A 15,904-nucleotide genomic window follows, 5' to 3' on the forward strand; every position below is an offset into this window, starting at 1 on the left:
CCATGAAAAAGGCACTCATTCTCGTAGGAAAGCGCGTGGGCGAGGCGGTGTAACCGCCGGGCGATGACCTCCCATGCGCAAGACACAGGCTCCCTCGGGGGCCTTTTTTATTGCCCGAAACACGACTAAACGACGAGCAATCGCCTGATGGCGAACAGTACGGGACCAGACCGATGAGCAGTGGACAGAATGAGCGGCGCGACATGCCAAGAACTGAAATGCCAAGAACTGAAATGACCGGCGCCGAAATGGTGGTGCAGGCGCTGAAGGACAATGGCGTCAAGCATGTTTTCGGCTATCCGGGCGGCGCGGTTCTGCCAATCTACGATGAAATCTTCCAGCAGGACGAGGTCGAGCACATCCTCGTCCGCCACGAGCAGGGCGCGGGCCACGCGGCGGAAGGCTATGCGCGCTCGACCGGCAAGGCCGGCGTCATGCTGGTGACCTCGGGGCCGGGCGCCACCAATGCGGTGACGCCATTGCAGGACGCGCTGATGGACTCGATCCCGCTGGTCTGCCTGACCGGCCAGGTGCCGACTTCGCTGATCGGCTCGGATGCGTTCCAGGAGTGTGACACGGTCGGCATCACGCGACCCTGCACCAAGCACAACTGGCTAGTGAAGGACGTCAACGAGCTCGCGGCAACGATCCACGAGGCCTTCCATGTGGCAACGACAGGGCGCCCCGGTCCGGTCGTCGTCGACATTCCGAAGGACGTTCAGTTCGCCAAGGGTATCTATGTCCCGCCGCAGACGGCGCCGCGCACCAGCTACCAGCCGAAGGTCCAGGGCGACCTGGAAAAGATCAAGGCGGCGGTCGAGCTGATGGCCGGCGCCAGGAAGCCGATCATCTATTCGGGCGGCGGCGTCATCAATTCCGGCCCGGAGGCGAGCCATCTGCTGCGCGAGCTGGTCGACCTGACCGGCTTTCCCATCACCTCGACGCTGATGGGCCTCGGCGCCTATCCGGCGTCGGGCAAGAACTGGATGGGCATGCTCGGCATGCACGGCACGTATGAGGCAAACATGGCGATGCACGATTGCGACGTCATGCTCTGCATCGGCGCGCGCTTCGACGACCGCATCACCGGGCGGCTGACGGCGTTTTCGCCGAATTCGAAGAAGATCCACATCGACATCGACCCGTCCTCGATCAACAAGAACGTCCACACCGACGTGCCGATCATCGGCGATGTCGGGCGTGTGCTGGAGGATCTGGTGCGGCTGTGGCGGGCAACCGCCAAGGCCGACAAGAAAGCGCTTCACCCGTGGTGGGAGCAGATTGCCAAATGGCGCGCCCGCGATTCGCTCGCCTACAAGATGAACCACGAGGTGATCATGCCGCAATATGCCGTCCAGCGGCTCTATGCGCTGACCAAGGACCTCGACACCTACATCACCACCGAGGTCGGCCAGCACCAGATGTGGGCGGCGCAGCACTATCATTTCGAGAAACCGAACCGCTGGATGACCTCCGGCGGATTGGGCACGATGGGCTACGGCCTGCCGGCGGCGCTCGGTGTGCAGATCGCGCATCCGGATGCGCTGGTCATTGATATCGCCGGCGACGCTTCGGTGCAGATGACGATGCAGGAGATGAGCGCGGCGGTGCAGCACGAGGCGCCGATCAAGATCTTCATCCTCAACAACCAGTATATGGGCATGGTGCGGCAATGGCAGCAGCTGCTGCATGGCAACCGGCTGTCGCATTCCTACACCGAGGCGATGCCGGATTTCGTCAAGCTCGCCGAAGCCTATGGCGGCCACGGCATTCGCTGCGACAAGCCGGACGAGCTCGATGACGCCATCAAGGAGATGATCGCGGTCAAGAAGCCCGTCCTCTTCGACTGTCGCGTGGCGACGCTCGCCAACTGCTTCCCGATGATCCCGTCCGGCAAGGCGCATAACGAGATGCTGTTGCCTGATGAGGCGACCGACGAAGCTGTGGCCAACGCGATCGACGCCAAGGGCAGGGAACTGGTGTAGCCTGGTTCGAGGAAGCTGTGCGGAAACAGCAGATTAGCGCAAAAGTTTTAAATCGAGATTCATGTCATGAACGCACAGTTGCAACCGACCGGCTCGGCCTATTTCATCGCCAAGGAGACGGAAAAACCAGAGAACCACACGCTTTCGGTCCTGGTCGACAATGAGCCGGGCGTGCTTGCCCGGGTCATCGGCCTGTTTTCCGGACGTGGCTACAACATCGAGAGCCTGACGGTCTCGGAAACCGAGCACGAAAAGCACCTGTCGCGCATCACCATCGTGACGCGCGGCACGCCGCACGTGCTGGAGCAGATCAAGCACCAGCTCGAGCGCATCGTGCCGGTGCACCGCGTCGTCGATCTCACCGTGCGGTCGCAGGAATTTGGACAGGAGCGGCCACTGGAGCGGGAACTCGCGCTGGTCAAGGTCGCCGGCACCGGCGAAGCCCGCGTCGAGGCGCTCCGGCTCGCCGATGCATTCCGCGCCAGCGTCATCGATGCCAACACCGAGCATTTCATCTTCGAGATCACCGGCAAGGGGTCCAAGCTCGATCAGTTCATCGCCATCATGAAACCGCTCGGGCTCGTCGAGATCTGCCGCACCGGGGTGGCGGCGATGAACCGCGGCCCGCAAGGGATGTAGTCATCCAGCTTGGCTCTGTCTCATCGCTTTGCCACCGATCGCATTGATTTAGGGAAACGGCATGACCTTCGATGCATTCCTTGCTCTGCTGGTTTATGCCTTCGTGACCTCGGTCACGCCGGGTCCGAACAATTTCATGCTTCTGGCCTCGGGTGTGAATTTCGGCTTGGTCAAGACTGTGCCACACATGCTCGGCATCGGCTTCGGCTTCCTCGTGCTGTTGCTTGCCGTAGGCTTCGGGCTTGGCGCCGTGTTGACGGCCTTTCCGGTGCTGCATACCGGGTTGAAGATCGCCGGCGGCCTTTACCTGCTTTATCTCGCCTGGAAGATCGCCATGTCGCGGTCGCTCGGCGGCGAAGGCGAGGCGAAGGGCCAGCCGATGCGCTTCATCGAGGCTGCGGCTTTCCAGTGGGTCAATCCCAAGGCCTAGGTGATGGCGATTACGGCCATGGCCGTCTATACGAACCCGGAGCGCCCGTTTGTGTCCGTGGTGCTGATCGCGGCTGCGTTCGCCGTCGTCATGCTGCCGAGCATTTCGACCTGGGCCGGTTTCGGCATGGCGCTGCGCGGTTTTCTGGCAGATGCGGTGCGGCTCAAATGGTTCAACATCGCCATGGGCATGATGCTGGCGGCTACGCTGTGGCCGATGCTGCGTTAGCTGCCGTTTTATTGTGCACTGCACATTAAATCTTCGTAATGACGGGTTTTGGCCCTTTTTCGCCTTCGGCATCCTCTATTATCTGGCAAAAGCGCGGCAATCGGCTGCGAGTTGAGCTAGACTACGGCCACCGGATAGCGGCGTGTCGGATCGAGAGGCCTTTTGTCGATGCGCGGAAAGATCGTATTTGCGGTGATCGCTGCAGCCTGCGTTGCCGCGGCGTGGCTCTATCTTTCGCCCAGCGCAATGAGCGACCTTCAGCATCTGGTGTCGGCGAAGCAGACGGCGGCGGACAAACCCGCTGCAGCGGCAAGTGCCGCGCGTTCGACTTCGGTGGTTGCCGCCACCGCCTCGACGGCCGATTTTCCGGTCCGGCGCTATGCCATCGGCTTCGTGTCCTCTCCTGCCGTGGTCAGCATCAACGCACGGGTCTCGAGCCAGATCGTCGCAATCGCGGTCAAGGACGGACAGATGGTGAAGGCAGGCGACCTTCTGTTCTCGCTGGACGATCGCTCGTTGAAGGCGCAATTGGCACGCGATCAGGCGACGCTCGCAAAAGATCAGGCGCTGCTTGCCAGCGCTACGGCCGATCTTCTGCGGGCCAAAAATCTTGTCGCCAGGCAGGCCGGCACACAGCAGACCTACGATCAGGCTGTCGCGGCGCAGAAATCCGCAGCGGCCACCGTCGACGCCGACAAGGCAACGATCGATGCGGACCAAATCCAGCTTGGCTTCGCCACGATCAGGGCGCCGATCTCCGGCAGGCTTGGCGCGGTCAGCGTCGCCGTCGGCGATCTCGTCACCACCAGCAACAGCAGCAGCACGTCGACCCCGCTGGTGACGATCACGCAGGTCGACCCGTTGCAGGTGAATTTCAATCTCCCCGAAAGCGATCTTGCGTTACTGCACAAAGCGCTGGCGGCGCCGCAGCAAGGCGCGGTGACGCTGACCAAGGATGGCGACCCGAAGCCGATCGGCAGGGGAACCCTGGATTTCGTCGATTCCTCCGTCGATACCGCGTCCGGCACGATCGCAACGCGGGCCAGCGTGCCCAACGCCGATCTTTCGCTGTGGCCGGGCCAATATGTCAATGTCGTGCTCGATGCCGGCATTATGCCACAAATGACGTCGGTTCCGACGGTTGCCGTCCAGCCCAGCCAGAAGGGACCGTTCGTCTATGTGATCAAGCCGGACAACACCGTTGAAATGCGGCCGGTGCAGGTCGCGCTGACAGAAGGCGCCAACACCGCGATCAGCCAAGGATTGAAAAGCGGCGAGCGTGTCGTCGTCGAAGGCCAGACCAAGCTGAAGAACGGTGCGGCGGTGCGCGAAGGCAAGGCTTCGACCGGCACCGGCGACCAGGCGGCTCCGAAGGTCGCCGAGGCTGACCGGACGGGCGGAACACAGCCATGATTTCCGAATTCTGCATCCGCAGGCCGGTCGCAACGCTGCTCATGTCGTTCGCTCTGGTTCTGGGCGGGCTATTTGCTTACAAATTCCTGCCGGTGGCGGCACTGCCAAGCGCGGAATTTCCGGTGGTCAACGTCTCGGCCTCGCTGCCCGGGGCCTCGCCGGAAACCATGGCGACCTCGGTGGCAACGCCGCTGATCAAGCAGTTTGCCACCATCGCCGGCATCGATTCGATTTCGACGACCAACTCGCTCGGCTCGACCTCGATCGCCATTCAGTTCGTGCTCAACCGCGACATAGACGACGCCGCCGCCGACGTGCAGGCGGCGATCGCACGCACGCAACGACAATTGCCGCCGGAGATGACCAGCCCGCCGAGCTATCGCAAGGTCAATCCAGCCGACGCGCCGATCCTGCTGATGTCGCTGGTCAGCGACACCATTCCGCTGACCGATCTCGATGCCTTTGCCGAGAATGTGATTTCGCCATCGCTGTCGACAATCGATGGCGTTGCGCAGGTTTCGATCTACGGCCAGCAAAAATATGCCGTACGCGTCCAGATCGATCCGACGGCGCTCGCCGCGCGCGGCATCTCGATCGACCAGCTGCAGACGGCCATTGCCTCGGCCAACAGCAACACGCCGCTCGGCGTGCTCAAGAACAACAAACAGCAACTGACGATCACCGCGAACACGCAGCTGACCAACGCGGCGGGATTCTCCAACATCATCATCGCAACCAAGAACGGACATCCGGTGCGGCTCGGCGAGGTGACCCGCGTCATCGATTCGGTCGAGACCACAACGACGGCAAGCTGGTACGACGGCACCCGCGCCATCATCATGGCGGTGCAGCGTCAGCCGGATGCCAATACCGTCGACGTCGTCGACCGCGTCAAGGCGATGCTGCCTTCCTTCGAGGGTCAGATGCCGGCGGCGGCGAGCATCCAGTTGCTCAACGACCGCTCGACGTCGATCCGCGAGGCGGTGTACGACGTGCAGTTCACGCTGCTGCTCACCATCGCGCTGGTGGTGATGGTGATCTTCCTGTTCCTGCGCCGGGTGACGGCGACGGTCATCCCGGCAGTGGCGGTGCCGATTTCGCTCATCGCCACGCTGGGTGTGATGTACCTGTTCGGCTTTTCCATCGACAACGTCTCATTGATGGGGCTGACGCTGGCGGTCGGCCTTGTCGTCGACGATGCCATCGTCATGCTGGAAAATATTTTCCGCCATATGGAGGAGGACGGGCTCTCGGCCCTCGAGGCGTCGCTCAAGGGCGCGCGCGAGATCGGCTTCACCATCATCTCGATCTCGATCTCGCTGGTCGCCGTGTTCATTCCAGTGCTTTTGATGGGCGGCGTGATCGGGCGCATCTTCAACGAATTCGCGGTGGTGGTGACGGTCGCCATCCTGGCGTCGATGTTCGTCTCGCTGACGCTGACGCCGATGCTGTGCTCGCGGCTGTTGTCATTATCGAAAGCCGAGCAGAAAGCAGCGCATGGCGGGGACCACAGACAAAACGTCTTCATGCGGGGCTATGACAGGCTGCTGACATTCTGCCTGCACCACAATTTCCTTGTCTTCCTTGTCTTCCTCGTGACCGCCGGGCTGTCGGTGTGGCTGATCCAGATCTCGCCGAAGGGCTTTTTCCCGCAGGAGGATATCGGCCAGGTCTCAGTAACGACCATTGCGCGCCAGGATATTTCGTTTGACGCCATGGTGAAGCTGCAGGGGCAAGTGGCGGATGTCTTCACCCATTCGCCCTACGTCGCGCATGTCGGCTGGTCGGCGGGCAGTGGAAGCAATGCGCTCAACCAGGGCCAGCTGTTTGTGCAGCTGAAAGACAAGGACCAGCGACCGAACATCGACAAGGTGCTTTCGGATCTGCGGCGCCAACTTGCCAACGTGCCCGGCATCGAAACCTACATGCAGCCGGTGCAGAACCTGCGGCTCGGCGCGCGTTCTTCGGCGAGTGCCTACCAGCTTGCCGTGCAGGGCCTCGATACCCGCCTGACGAACGTCTGGGCGCAGAAGCTGACGGACGCGATGGCTGCCGATCATGCTGCCTTCACCGACGTCACCAATGACCTGCAGAACAACGCACTGCAGGCGACGCTGGTGATCGACCGCGACAAGGCGGCGACGCTCGGCGTCGATACCGACACGCTGCGTTCCAGCCTTTATGGCGGTTTCGGCACCCAGCAGGTGTCGACCATCTTCGGCTCGGCCGACAGCTATGACGTGATCATGGAACTCGACCCGAAGATCGAGTGGTCGCCCGAGCGGATGCTGGCCATCAAGGTGAGAACGGCGAGCGGCAGCCTGGTGCCGCTCGGCGCGTTCGCCCGTGTCGATCGGACCGCTGGTGCGCTGACCGTCAACCAACTCGGCCAGCTTCCGGCTGTGACCATCTCCTACAATCTGCCGCAGGGCGTGGCCCTCGGCGACAGCGTGAGCCACATCAATGCGCTGAAGGAAAAGATCGGCATGCCGCCGACGATCTCGACCACTTTCTCGGGCACGGCGAAGACCTTCCAGGATTCGCTTTCCAACCAGGGACTGCTGATCGGTGGCGCGATCCTCACCATCTATATCGTTCTCGGCATGCTCTATGAGAGCTTCATCCATCCGCTTACCATCCTGACCGGGCTTCCGTCGGCGGTGCTTGGCGCGCTGGTGGCACTGCGGCTGGCGGGGATGGACCTGTCGGTGATCGCGGTGATCGGCATCCTGATGCTGATCGGCATCGTCAAGAAGAACGGCATCATGATGATCGACGTGGCGCTCGAGCTTAGGCGCGAGGGGTTGTCGCCTGTCGAATCCATCCACAAGGCCTGCCTGATGCGCTTCCGACCGATCATGATGACCACGCTTGCCGCGCTGATGGGTACCATCCCGATCGCGCTCGGCACCGGCGCCAGTGCGGAACTGCGCCAGCCTCTCGGCGTGGCGGTGGTCGGCGGTCTCGTCGCCTCGCAGGCACTGACGCTGTTCGTCACGCCCGTCATCTACGTCTACATGGAGCATTTTTCCGGCTGGCTGGTCAGGCTTTGGGCGCGGCGCCGGGGCGAGCCGAGGCCGGTCGAAGCGGTCGACCAGCCGTCACTGTTCGACGAGGAGGAAGAACCAGTGCCGCAAAAGGCGGCAGCCGAATAGCGCTGGCCCAAGCCGTGGTGCTTGCGGCCGGGGGTCCGCGATCGTAATTTGACGCCATGCCGCATAATCACCACCATGACAACGAGCTTGATCCTTTTGCGGCGCGCGTGCGCGCGCTGGAGACGATTCTCACCCGCAAAGGCCTGATCGATCCGGCGGCGATCGATGTCATTGTCGACACCTACGAGACCAAGATCGGGCCGCGCAACGGCGCAAAGGTGGTGGCGAAAGCCTGGGTTGATCCCGCGTTTGCCGCATGGCTGAAGTGTGACGCGACGGCAGCAATCGAATCGCTCGGCTACACCGGCCGGCAAGGCGAGCACATGCAGGCGGTCTTCAACACGGCCGACACGCACAACCTCGTCGTCTGCACGCTATGCTCCTGCTATCCGTGGTCGGTGCTCGGCCTGCCGCCGGTCTGGTACAAGGCGCCGCCCTACCGTTCGCGCGCAGTGATCGATCCGCGCGGCGTGCTCGAGGAATTCGGGCTGATCTTGCCGGCGACGACAACAATCCGGGTGTGGGATTCGACCGCCGAGCTTCGCTATCTGGTGGTGCCTATGCAGCCAAGGGGCACCGAGGGCTGGGATGAGGCACGGCTCGCCGATCTTGTGACGCGCAATGCCATGATCGGCACCGCGTTGGCGCGGGAGCCGGCATGAACGGGCCGCAGGATCTCGGCGGCCAGATGGGTTTCGGGCCGGTCGCGCCAGAACCGGACGAACCCTATTTCCATACCGATTGGGAAAGGCGGGCGCTGGGCGTGACGTTGTGCGCCGGCGCCATGGGCGCTTGGAACATCGACGAGAGCCGGCACGCGCGGGAATCGCTGCATCCAGCGGATTATTATGCCTCCAGCTACTACCAGATATGGATCAAGGCGCTGGAGGTGCTGCTCAAACGCCATGGTTTCGTCGGCGACCGCGACCTGGCCACGGGCGACGCAGTCGACCCTGCAGCGACACCCAAACGGGTGCTGAAGGCTAAAGATGTTCCGGCGGTGCTGGCCAAGGGCGGGCCTTGCGACCGGCCGGTCGCTACGCCGGCGCGGTTCAAGGCGGGCGACACTGTGCGTACGAAGAATTTCCATCCGACGGGCCACACCAGGCTCCCGCGCTATGCACGCGGCAAGCAAGGTGTCGTCGAGGCTGTGCGCGGCGGCTTTGTTTTTCCCGACACAAACGCGCACGGCCAGGGTGAAAACCCGCAATGGGTCTATACGGTGGCCTTCACCGGCAGCGAAATCTGGGGCGAGGGCGCCGACCCGACACTTGTCGTTTCGATCGATGCGTGGGAGAACTACCTTGAGTCGGCGTGAGACGAGCTCAATCGCCGCTATGTCGCCAGCCGGTGTCGAGGCGCCTGTGTTTGCCGAGCCGTGGCAAGCAGAGGCCTTTGCCATGACGGTAGCACTGCACGATAACGGGTTGTTTTCGTGGAGCGAATGGGCGGATGCTTTGTCGGCAGAGGTGAAGCGGCCGGGCGCCGCGCGCGACGGTCGCGATTACTACGAGCACTGGCTGGCGGCGCTGGAAAAGCTGCTGTCGGCCAAAGGCATTGCCGGCAAGAAAGACGTGGACACCATTGCCGCTGCCTGGGAACGCGCCGCGCACGCAACGCCGCATGGCAAGCCGATCCTGCTGGAGAACGATCCACGGCGGGTTCGGTAAGCTGCGGTCGCCTGGTTTGTTCTCTTTACGTTCCTGTTCGTCACTGATAATCCTGTCGCAGCGGCGCAGTTGCCGGCGGTGAAATTTGATGGTGATGGCACTCGCCTTGTCTTTCCCTCGCGAATCCGGTCTGTCGCGCTGATGGAATTCTCTCCTCAACAGGACGAGGCGCTGAAGGCAGTGGCCGGCTGGCTGAAAGCCGGCAAGCCGCAGCTGTTCCGGCTGTTCGGCTATGCCGGCACCGGCAAGACGACGCTGGCGCGCTATTTCGCCGAGCATGTCGACGGCCAGGTGCAGTTCGCCGCGTTTACCGGCAAGGCGGCGCAGGTGCTGCGTTCCAAGGGCGCGGTCAATGCCCGTACCATCCATTCGCTGATCTACCGGCCGAAAGGCGAGGAATCGGTAGCGGACGAGGTGACCGGCAAAACCTCGATGTCGCCGACCTTTTCGCTTAACCGGCAAAGCCCGATCTCGCGGGCCAAGCTCGTCGTCATCGACGAATGCTCGATGGTCGACGAGCAGCTTGGCCGTGACCTGATGAGCTTCGGCACGCCGATCCTGGTGCTTGGCGATCCCGGCCAGTTGCCGCCGATCTCCGGCGGCGGCTTCTTCACCGACCACGAGCCGGACATTCTGCTCACCGAAATCCACCGCCAGGCGCGCGACAACCCGATCATCAGGCTGGCGCTCGACGTGCGCGAGGGCCGCGAGTTCATGCGCGGCGACTATGGCGCGGCGCAAGTGATCGGCAAGGAAGACGTCACCCAGGAACTGGTGCTGAAGGCGGACCAGGTGCTGGTCGGTACCAACCGCACGCGCCGCCGCTATAACCAGCGGCTGCGCGAGCTGAAGGGGTTCAACGCCGATTATCCGCAAGCCGGCGACAAGCTGGTCTGCCTTCGCAACGATCCGGCCAAGGGACTGCTCAACGGCTCGCTGTGGAAGGTGATGACCTCGTCGCGCGAGACGGTCAAGCCCGGCATCAATCTGCTGGTTTCGCCGGAGGAAGACGACCCGGATCGCGGCGTCGCCAAGATCAAGCTGCTCAAGGCGGCGTTCGAAGATCCGGACGCCGACATTCCCTGGCAGCAGAAGAAGCGTTTCGACGATTTCGACTATGGCTACGCGCTGACCGTGCACAAGGCGCAGGGGTCGCAGTGGAACGAGATCGTGCTTTTCGACGAAAGCTGGGCGTTCAAGGAAACCCGGCAGCGTTGGCTCTACACCGCCATCACGCGCGCGGCCGAACGGCTGACGATCGTCCGATAGGCCGCATCAGCGCTGGGCGATCGGGTTGGCGCCAAGCCATTCCCAAGCGGCGGCCTCGTCCTTGGCCTCGAAATGCCGGAGTTCGATAGGCACAGAGGCAGGCAGAAAGGCTCTTGCCTCGGCTATCCAGTTCGGCTCACCGACCGCGGCGCAGCGGCCGATATGCTCCACTGCATGAGCTATGCCCTGTTCGATCGTCTCGTCCGATACGTCGGTCCAGTCGACACCCTCATGATCGATCAGGCGCACCAGCACGTCGATTTTCGAGTGCAGCGCGTAGGCCGCTTCCAGCAATCCAAACAGGTTTTCGGCGCCGGCCGCTGCGACATGGCCGACGACATCGATGGCGAGGAGGTCTTCGCGATCGGTATCGATGCGGCGGATCGCGGGCACGGCATCGAGAAAATTCAACAGGCAACTCCTTGCGCTCGATTTTCTTAGTTCACCTTGGAACACCTGAAACCCTCTGTCTGTTCCCCTTAAAGGCGGTATAGATGCGCGCCGAGATCAGCCTGGAACCGTGCAAATGCCTGCAAAGCTTTCCGTCAACCTCAACGCCATCGCCATGCTGCGCAACCGGCGGGACCTGCCGTGGCCAAGCGTGACCGGGCTTGGACGCATTGCCCTTGCCGCCGGCGCGCATGGGCTGACGGTGCACCCGCGACCCGACGAGCGGCACACCAGGCATTCCGATCTGCCGCAGATCAGGGCGCTGATCGACGACGAGTTCCCGAATGCGGAATTCAACATCGAGGGCTATCCGACCGCGGAGTTCCTGGCGCTTGTGGAAAAGCATCAGCCCGAGCAGGTGACGCTGGTGCCCGACGACCCGGCGCAAGCGACTTCCGATCATGGCTGGAACTTCGCCGCCGAGGCTGCGTTCCTGACACCGGTTGTCAAGCGCCTGAAGAAGGGAGGCTTTCGCGTGTCGCTGTTTTCCGATCCTGACCCCGATGGCGTGAAAGCTGCTCGCGACACCGGCGCCGACCGGATCGAACTCTATACGGGTCCATACGGCAGCTATCATTCCGATTCGGCAAAAGCGGCGAAGGAATTGGAGAAATTGGGAAAGACGGCGGATGCCGCGCTGGCCGCAGGGCTCCAGGTCAATGCCGGGCACGACCTTGTGGTGAGCAATTTGCCGGCACTGGCCAGGCGCATCCCGGCATTGGCCGAAGTGTCGATCGGGCATGGGTTGACAGCCGATGCGTTGGGGTATGGCATGGCTGGAACGGTCAGGCGGTTTCTGAAGGCTTGTGGCTGGTAGAGAGAGGCGAGCCGATAGCCCTGCGTTCCCGGCACGGCAGCGCGCCCTTTCCATCCCCGCAGCATAGAGCACCGAACGTCTATGGGAGTGTCGTCCATGGCCCTTGCCAACGCTGGTAGCGAGGCAGAACCCATCGAGCAATCCAGCCACTCCACCGTCGAGCAGCACAGCACCAAGGTGCTGATGCTGGGCGCGTTGGGCGTGGTTTACGGCGATATCGGCACCAGCCCAATTTACGCATTTCGGGAAGCACTGCACGCGTCGTCGGGACCAGTAGCGCGCAACGACGTCCTCGGTGTGCTGTCGCTTATCGTCTGGGCGCTGACGATCATCGTCACGATAAAATACGTCGCTTTCGTCCTCAGAGCCGACAACAAGGGCGAGGGCGGCACGCTGTCGCTGATGTCGCTTGCGCGTAGTGCTTATCCAAAGGGAGCCCCGTTCATTCTGGGGATCGGACTTTGCGGCGCGGCGCTTTTTTTCGGCGACGCGATAATAACGCCCGCCATCTCCGTGCTTTCGGCTGTCGAGGGCCTGGAAGTGATGGCTCCGACGCTCGAAACCTTTGTCGTTCCGATCACTCTTGTCATCCTGGCAATGCTCTTTGCCGTGCAACGGTTCGGCACCGGCAGGGTGGCGGCCGTGTTCGGGCCGGTGACGGCAGCGTGGTTCCTGGCAATCGGCGCCGCCGGGGTCTACCATCTGCTTGACGATCCGTCGGTCCTGCTGGCGGTCAATCCCTATTACGCGGTCGCTTATCTAGCCAATACGCCCACCGGCGCTTTCGTCACGGTCGGGGCGGTGTTCCTGGCGGTCACCGGGGCCGAAGCCCTCTATGTCGATCTCGGCCATTTCGGGCGCAGGCCGATCGTGCTGGCATGGTTTGCTGTCGTGTTTCCTTGTTTGCTCCTCAACTATTTCGGACAAGGCGCGTTCGTTCTTGCCAACGGCGGCAAACCCACCAATCCATTCTTCCAGATGCTGCCGGATTGGGCGCTAATGCCCATGGTTGGGCTGGCCACGGCAGCGACGGTGATCGCCAGTCAGGCGGTGATCTCCGGCGCTTTCTCACTGACGCGTCAGGCGGTGCAGCTCAATCTGCTGCCACGTATCGAGGTGCAGCATACTTCCGAGATGCAGTCCGGCCAGATCTACATGCCGCGGGTCAATCTGGTGGTCGCGCTGGGCGTGATGTTGCTGGTGGTCGGCTTTGGCAGTTCGAGTTCGCTAGCTTCCGCCTATGGCATTTCGGTGACTGGCGAAATGCTTATGACGACCATCCTGCTGTTCGTGGTGATGCGGTTCCGGTGGAAATGGCAGCTTGCACTGGCGGCCGCGCTCACACTGCTGTTCGGCACGATCGATACCGGATTTTTCCTCGCAAACGTCGTCAAGATCCTCGAAGGCGGGTGGGTGTCGATCACGGTTGCCTGCGGCATGGGGCTGATCATGTCCACATGGATCCGCGGCACCCGCTATTTGTTCGACAAGACCCGCCGGAACGAGATCCCGCTCGATTTCCTCGCCGGCAATCTGCTGAAGAAGAAGCCGCATCTGGTGTCGGGCACCGCGGTGTTCCTGACCAGCGATCCGCTGAGCGCGCCGACGGCACTGATGCACAGCCTCAAGCACTACAAGGTGCTGCACGAGCAGAACGTCATCCTTTCGGTGGTGACGGCGCCGCAACCGGTCGTGCCCGACAGCGAGCGGGTGAAGATGGAGACCGTCAACGAGCTGTTCATGCGGGTGACGCTGACCTTCGGCTACATGGAGCAGCCCAACATCCCGCGTGCGCTGGCGATCTGCCGCAAGCAGGGCTGGAAGTTCGACATCATGACGACCTCCTTCTTCCTGTCGCGGCGCTCGCTCAAGGCCTCGCCCAATTCCGGCATGCCGGTCTGGCAGGACAAGCTGTTCATCGGGCTGGCGCGCTCGGCGGCCGATGCAACGGAATATTTCCAGATCCCGACCGGACGCGTCGTCGAGATCGGGACGCAGGTGGCTATTTGAAACGTGTCCGTTGCGACATTCCAGGTAGTCTGCCGATGGGACTGAGTCTGCCAAGTCGTGGAGGACTCGCAATATCGGGACGGAGCCATTACGTGACGGCACTTGATATTGCAGCGCAGCAAGCGTAGAGCACCGCGCGCTTATCGGAGTGTCGTCCATGGCCCTTACCAATGCTGGTAACGAGGCAGAACCTGTCGAACAATCCAGCCATTCTGAGGTCGAGCAGCACAGCACCAAGGTGCTGATGCTGGGCGCGCTCGGCGTGGTTTACGGCGATATCGGCACCAGCCCGATCTATGCATTCCGAGAGGCGTTGCATGCATCAGCCGGTGGCAATGTCGCCAACCGTGGCGACATCCTGGGCGTACTCTCGCTGATCATCTGGTCGCTGACGATCACCGTCACCATCAAATACATCATGTTCGTGCTCCGTGCCGACAATCGAGGCGAAGGCGGGGTGCTGTCGCTGATGGCGCTGGCGCGCAACAGTTTTCCGACGCGCTCGGCGGTGATCCTCGGCATCGGCATCGTCGGCGCGGCGCTTTTTTTCGGCGACGCGGTCATTACGCCGGCGATCTCGGTGCTATCAGCGGTCGAAGGTATGAATGTCGTCACGCCGACATTTCAGCCCTATGTGGTGCCGCTGACACTGGCCATCCTGGCGATCCTGTTTGCGGTACAGCGGTTCGGCACCGGCGGCGTAGGATTGGTGTTCGGGCCAGTCACGGCGCTATGGTTCCTGGCCATCGGCCTTTCCGGCATTAACCACATCATCGCCGATCCGGAAATCCTGCTGGCGATCAGCCCGCATTACATCGTGTCGTTCCTGGTCAACTCGCCCGACGTGGCCTTCGTCACGGTTGGTGCGGTCTTCCTCGCCGTCACCGGCGCCGAGGCGCTCTATGCCGATCTCGGCCATTTCGGCCGCAAGCCGATCGTGCTCGCCTGGCTGGCAATCGTGTTCCCTTGTCTATTGCTCAACTATGTCGGGCAAGGCGCCTTCGTGCTGGCAAATGGCGGCGTTGTCGGCCATCCCTTCTTTGAGATGAACCAGGGCTGGACGCTTATTCCGATGGTCGTGCTGGCGACGGCGGCGACCGTCATCGCCAGCCAGGCGGTGATCTCCGGCGCTTTCTCGCTGACCAGGCAGGCGGTGCAGCTCAACATGCTGCCGCGTTTCGTCATCCAGCACACGTCGGAAAAACAGTCGGGCCAGATCTATCTGCCGCGCATCAACCTGATGCTGGCGCTGGTCGTGATGTTGCTGGTGGTCGGCTTCGGCGAATCCAGCCGCCTGGCCTCGGCCTACGGTATTTCGGTGACCGGCAACATGCTGGTGACGAATGTGCTGCTTTTTGTTGTGATGACGCGCATCTGGAAATGGCCGCTTGGCGTCGCGATCGCCTTGATGGCCGTGTTCGCCTTCGTCGATACCGGCTTCTTTGCCGCCAACATAGTCAAGGTGTTTGAAGGTGGCTGGGCATCGCTTGCCATCGCCGCAGTTATCGTGATGACTATGTGGACATGGATCCGCGGTAGCCGCTATTTGTTCGACAAGACCCGCCGGAACGAGATCCCGCTCGATTTCCTCGCCGGCAATCTGCTGAAGAAGAAGCCGCATCTGGTGTCGGGCACCGCGGTGTTCCTGACCAGCGATCCGCTGAGCGCGCCGACGGCACTGATGCACAGCCTCAAGCACTACAAGGTGCTGCATGAGCAGAACGTCATCCTTTCGGTTGTGACGGCGCCGCAGCCGGTCGTGCCCGACAGCGAGCGGGTGAAGATGGAGACCGTCAACGAGCTGTTCATGCGGGTGACGCTGACCTTCGGCTACATGG

At 62.3% G+C, this 15,904-nt stretch carries 12 protein-coding genes and 1 pseudogene; 12 read left to right on the plus strand and 1 reads right to left on the minus strand.

The annotated features are described in order from the left end of the window. The first annotated feature begins 233 nt into the window (after positions 1-233). The 9 genes and pseudogenes from NKJ17_RS06940 to NKJ17_RS06980 all read left to right on the plus strand — a co-directional run bounded on the left by NKJ17_RS06940 (position 234) and on the right by NKJ17_RS06980 (position 10,789). Positions 234-1,985, plus strand: coding sequence for an acetolactate synthase 3 large subunit (locus NKJ17_RS06940; RefSeq protein ID WP_352644617.1), 1,752 nt, complete (start codon positions 234-236; stop codon positions 1,983-1,985). A gap of 66 nt (positions 1,986-2,051) precedes the next feature. After that, positions 2,052-2,624: an acetolactate synthase small subunit gene (ilvN, locus tag NKJ17_RS06945; protein WP_023676680.1), complete on the plus strand. Its 573-nt coding sequence runs from the start codon at positions 2,052-2,054 to the stop codon at positions 2,622-2,624. Positions 2,625-2,685: 61 nt separating this feature from the next. Continuing rightward, positions 2,686-3,282 (plus strand): annotated as a pseudogene (locus NKJ17_RS06950) (LysE family translocator). 168 nt (positions 3,283-3,450) lie between these two features. Beyond that, on the plus strand, positions 3,451-4,695 hold the full coding sequence (locus tag NKJ17_RS06955) for an efflux RND transporter periplasmic adaptor subunit (protein WP_352687639.1): 1,245 nt from the start codon (positions 3,451-3,453) through the stop codon (positions 4,693-4,695). Then, entirely contained in the window at positions 4,692-7,850 is a 3,159-nt protein-coding gene (locus NKJ17_RS06960; RefSeq protein ID WP_352687641.1) for an efflux RND transporter permease subunit, read from the plus strand. Before NKJ17_RS06955 ends, NKJ17_RS06960 begins: the two co-directional genes overlap by 4 nt. A 56-nt stretch (positions 7,851-7,906) precedes the next feature. Beyond that, positions 7,907-8,512: a nitrile hydratase subunit alpha gene (gene nthA, locus NKJ17_RS06965; protein ID WP_352505654.1), complete on the plus strand. Its 606-nt coding sequence runs from the start codon at positions 7,907-7,909 to the stop codon at positions 8,510-8,512. Next, entirely contained in the window at positions 8,509-9,168 is a 660-nt protein-coding gene (nthB, locus tag NKJ17_RS06970) for a nitrile hydratase subunit beta (protein ID WP_352505655.1), read from the plus strand. Before nthA ends, nthB begins: the two co-directional genes overlap by 4 nt. A 19-nt stretch (positions 9,169-9,187) precedes the next feature. Continuing rightward, positions 9,188-9,520: a nitrile hydratase accessory protein gene (locus NKJ17_RS06975; protein WP_352505674.1), complete on the plus strand. Its 333-nt coding sequence runs from the start codon at positions 9,188-9,190 to the stop codon at positions 9,518-9,520. Positions 9,521-9,661: 141 nt separating this feature from the next. Continuing rightward, entirely contained in the window at positions 9,662-10,789 is a 1,128-nt protein-coding gene (locus tag NKJ17_RS06980; protein ID WP_023720791.1) for an ATP-dependent DNA helicase, read from the plus strand. Positions 10,790-10,795: 6 nt separating this feature from the next. On the opposite strand, the gene NKJ17_RS06985 is transcribed toward NKJ17_RS06980, so the two are convergent. Further along, positions 10,796-11,200, minus strand: a complete 405-nt coding sequence (locus NKJ17_RS06985; RefSeq protein WP_352505656.1) for a SpoIIAA family protein — start codon at positions 11,198-11,200, stop codon at positions 10,796-10,798. 115 nt (positions 11,201-11,315) lie between these two features. Here NKJ17_RS06985 and NKJ17_RS06990 point away from each other — a divergent pair, with 115 nt between their 5' ends. The 3 genes from NKJ17_RS06990 to NKJ17_RS07000 form a co-directional block, all read left to right on the plus strand. Beyond that, complete coding sequence (locus NKJ17_RS06990; protein ID WP_352687644.1) at positions 11,316-12,056, plus strand: pyridoxine 5'-phosphate synthase; 741 nt, start codon at positions 11,316-11,318, stop codon at positions 12,054-12,056. Positions 12,057-12,152: 96 nt separating this feature from the next. Then, the gene (locus NKJ17_RS06995; RefSeq protein ID WP_352505658.1) at positions 12,153-14,066 is read left to right on the plus strand and encodes a potassium transporter Kup; all 1,914 of its coding nucleotides are present in this window, start codon (positions 12,153-12,155) and stop codon (positions 14,064-14,066) included. Between the two features lie 157 nt (positions 14,067-14,223). Beyond that, on the plus strand, positions 14,224-15,904 hold a 1,681-nt coding region (locus tag NKJ17_RS07000; protein ID WP_352687646.1), incomplete at its 3' end, for a potassium transporter Kup.

It is taken from the genome of Mesorhizobium sp. M0208 (assembly GCF_040322015.1).
Taxonomy (GTDB): domain Bacteria; phylum Pseudomonadota; class Alphaproteobacteria; order Rhizobiales; family Rhizobiaceae; genus Mesorhizobium.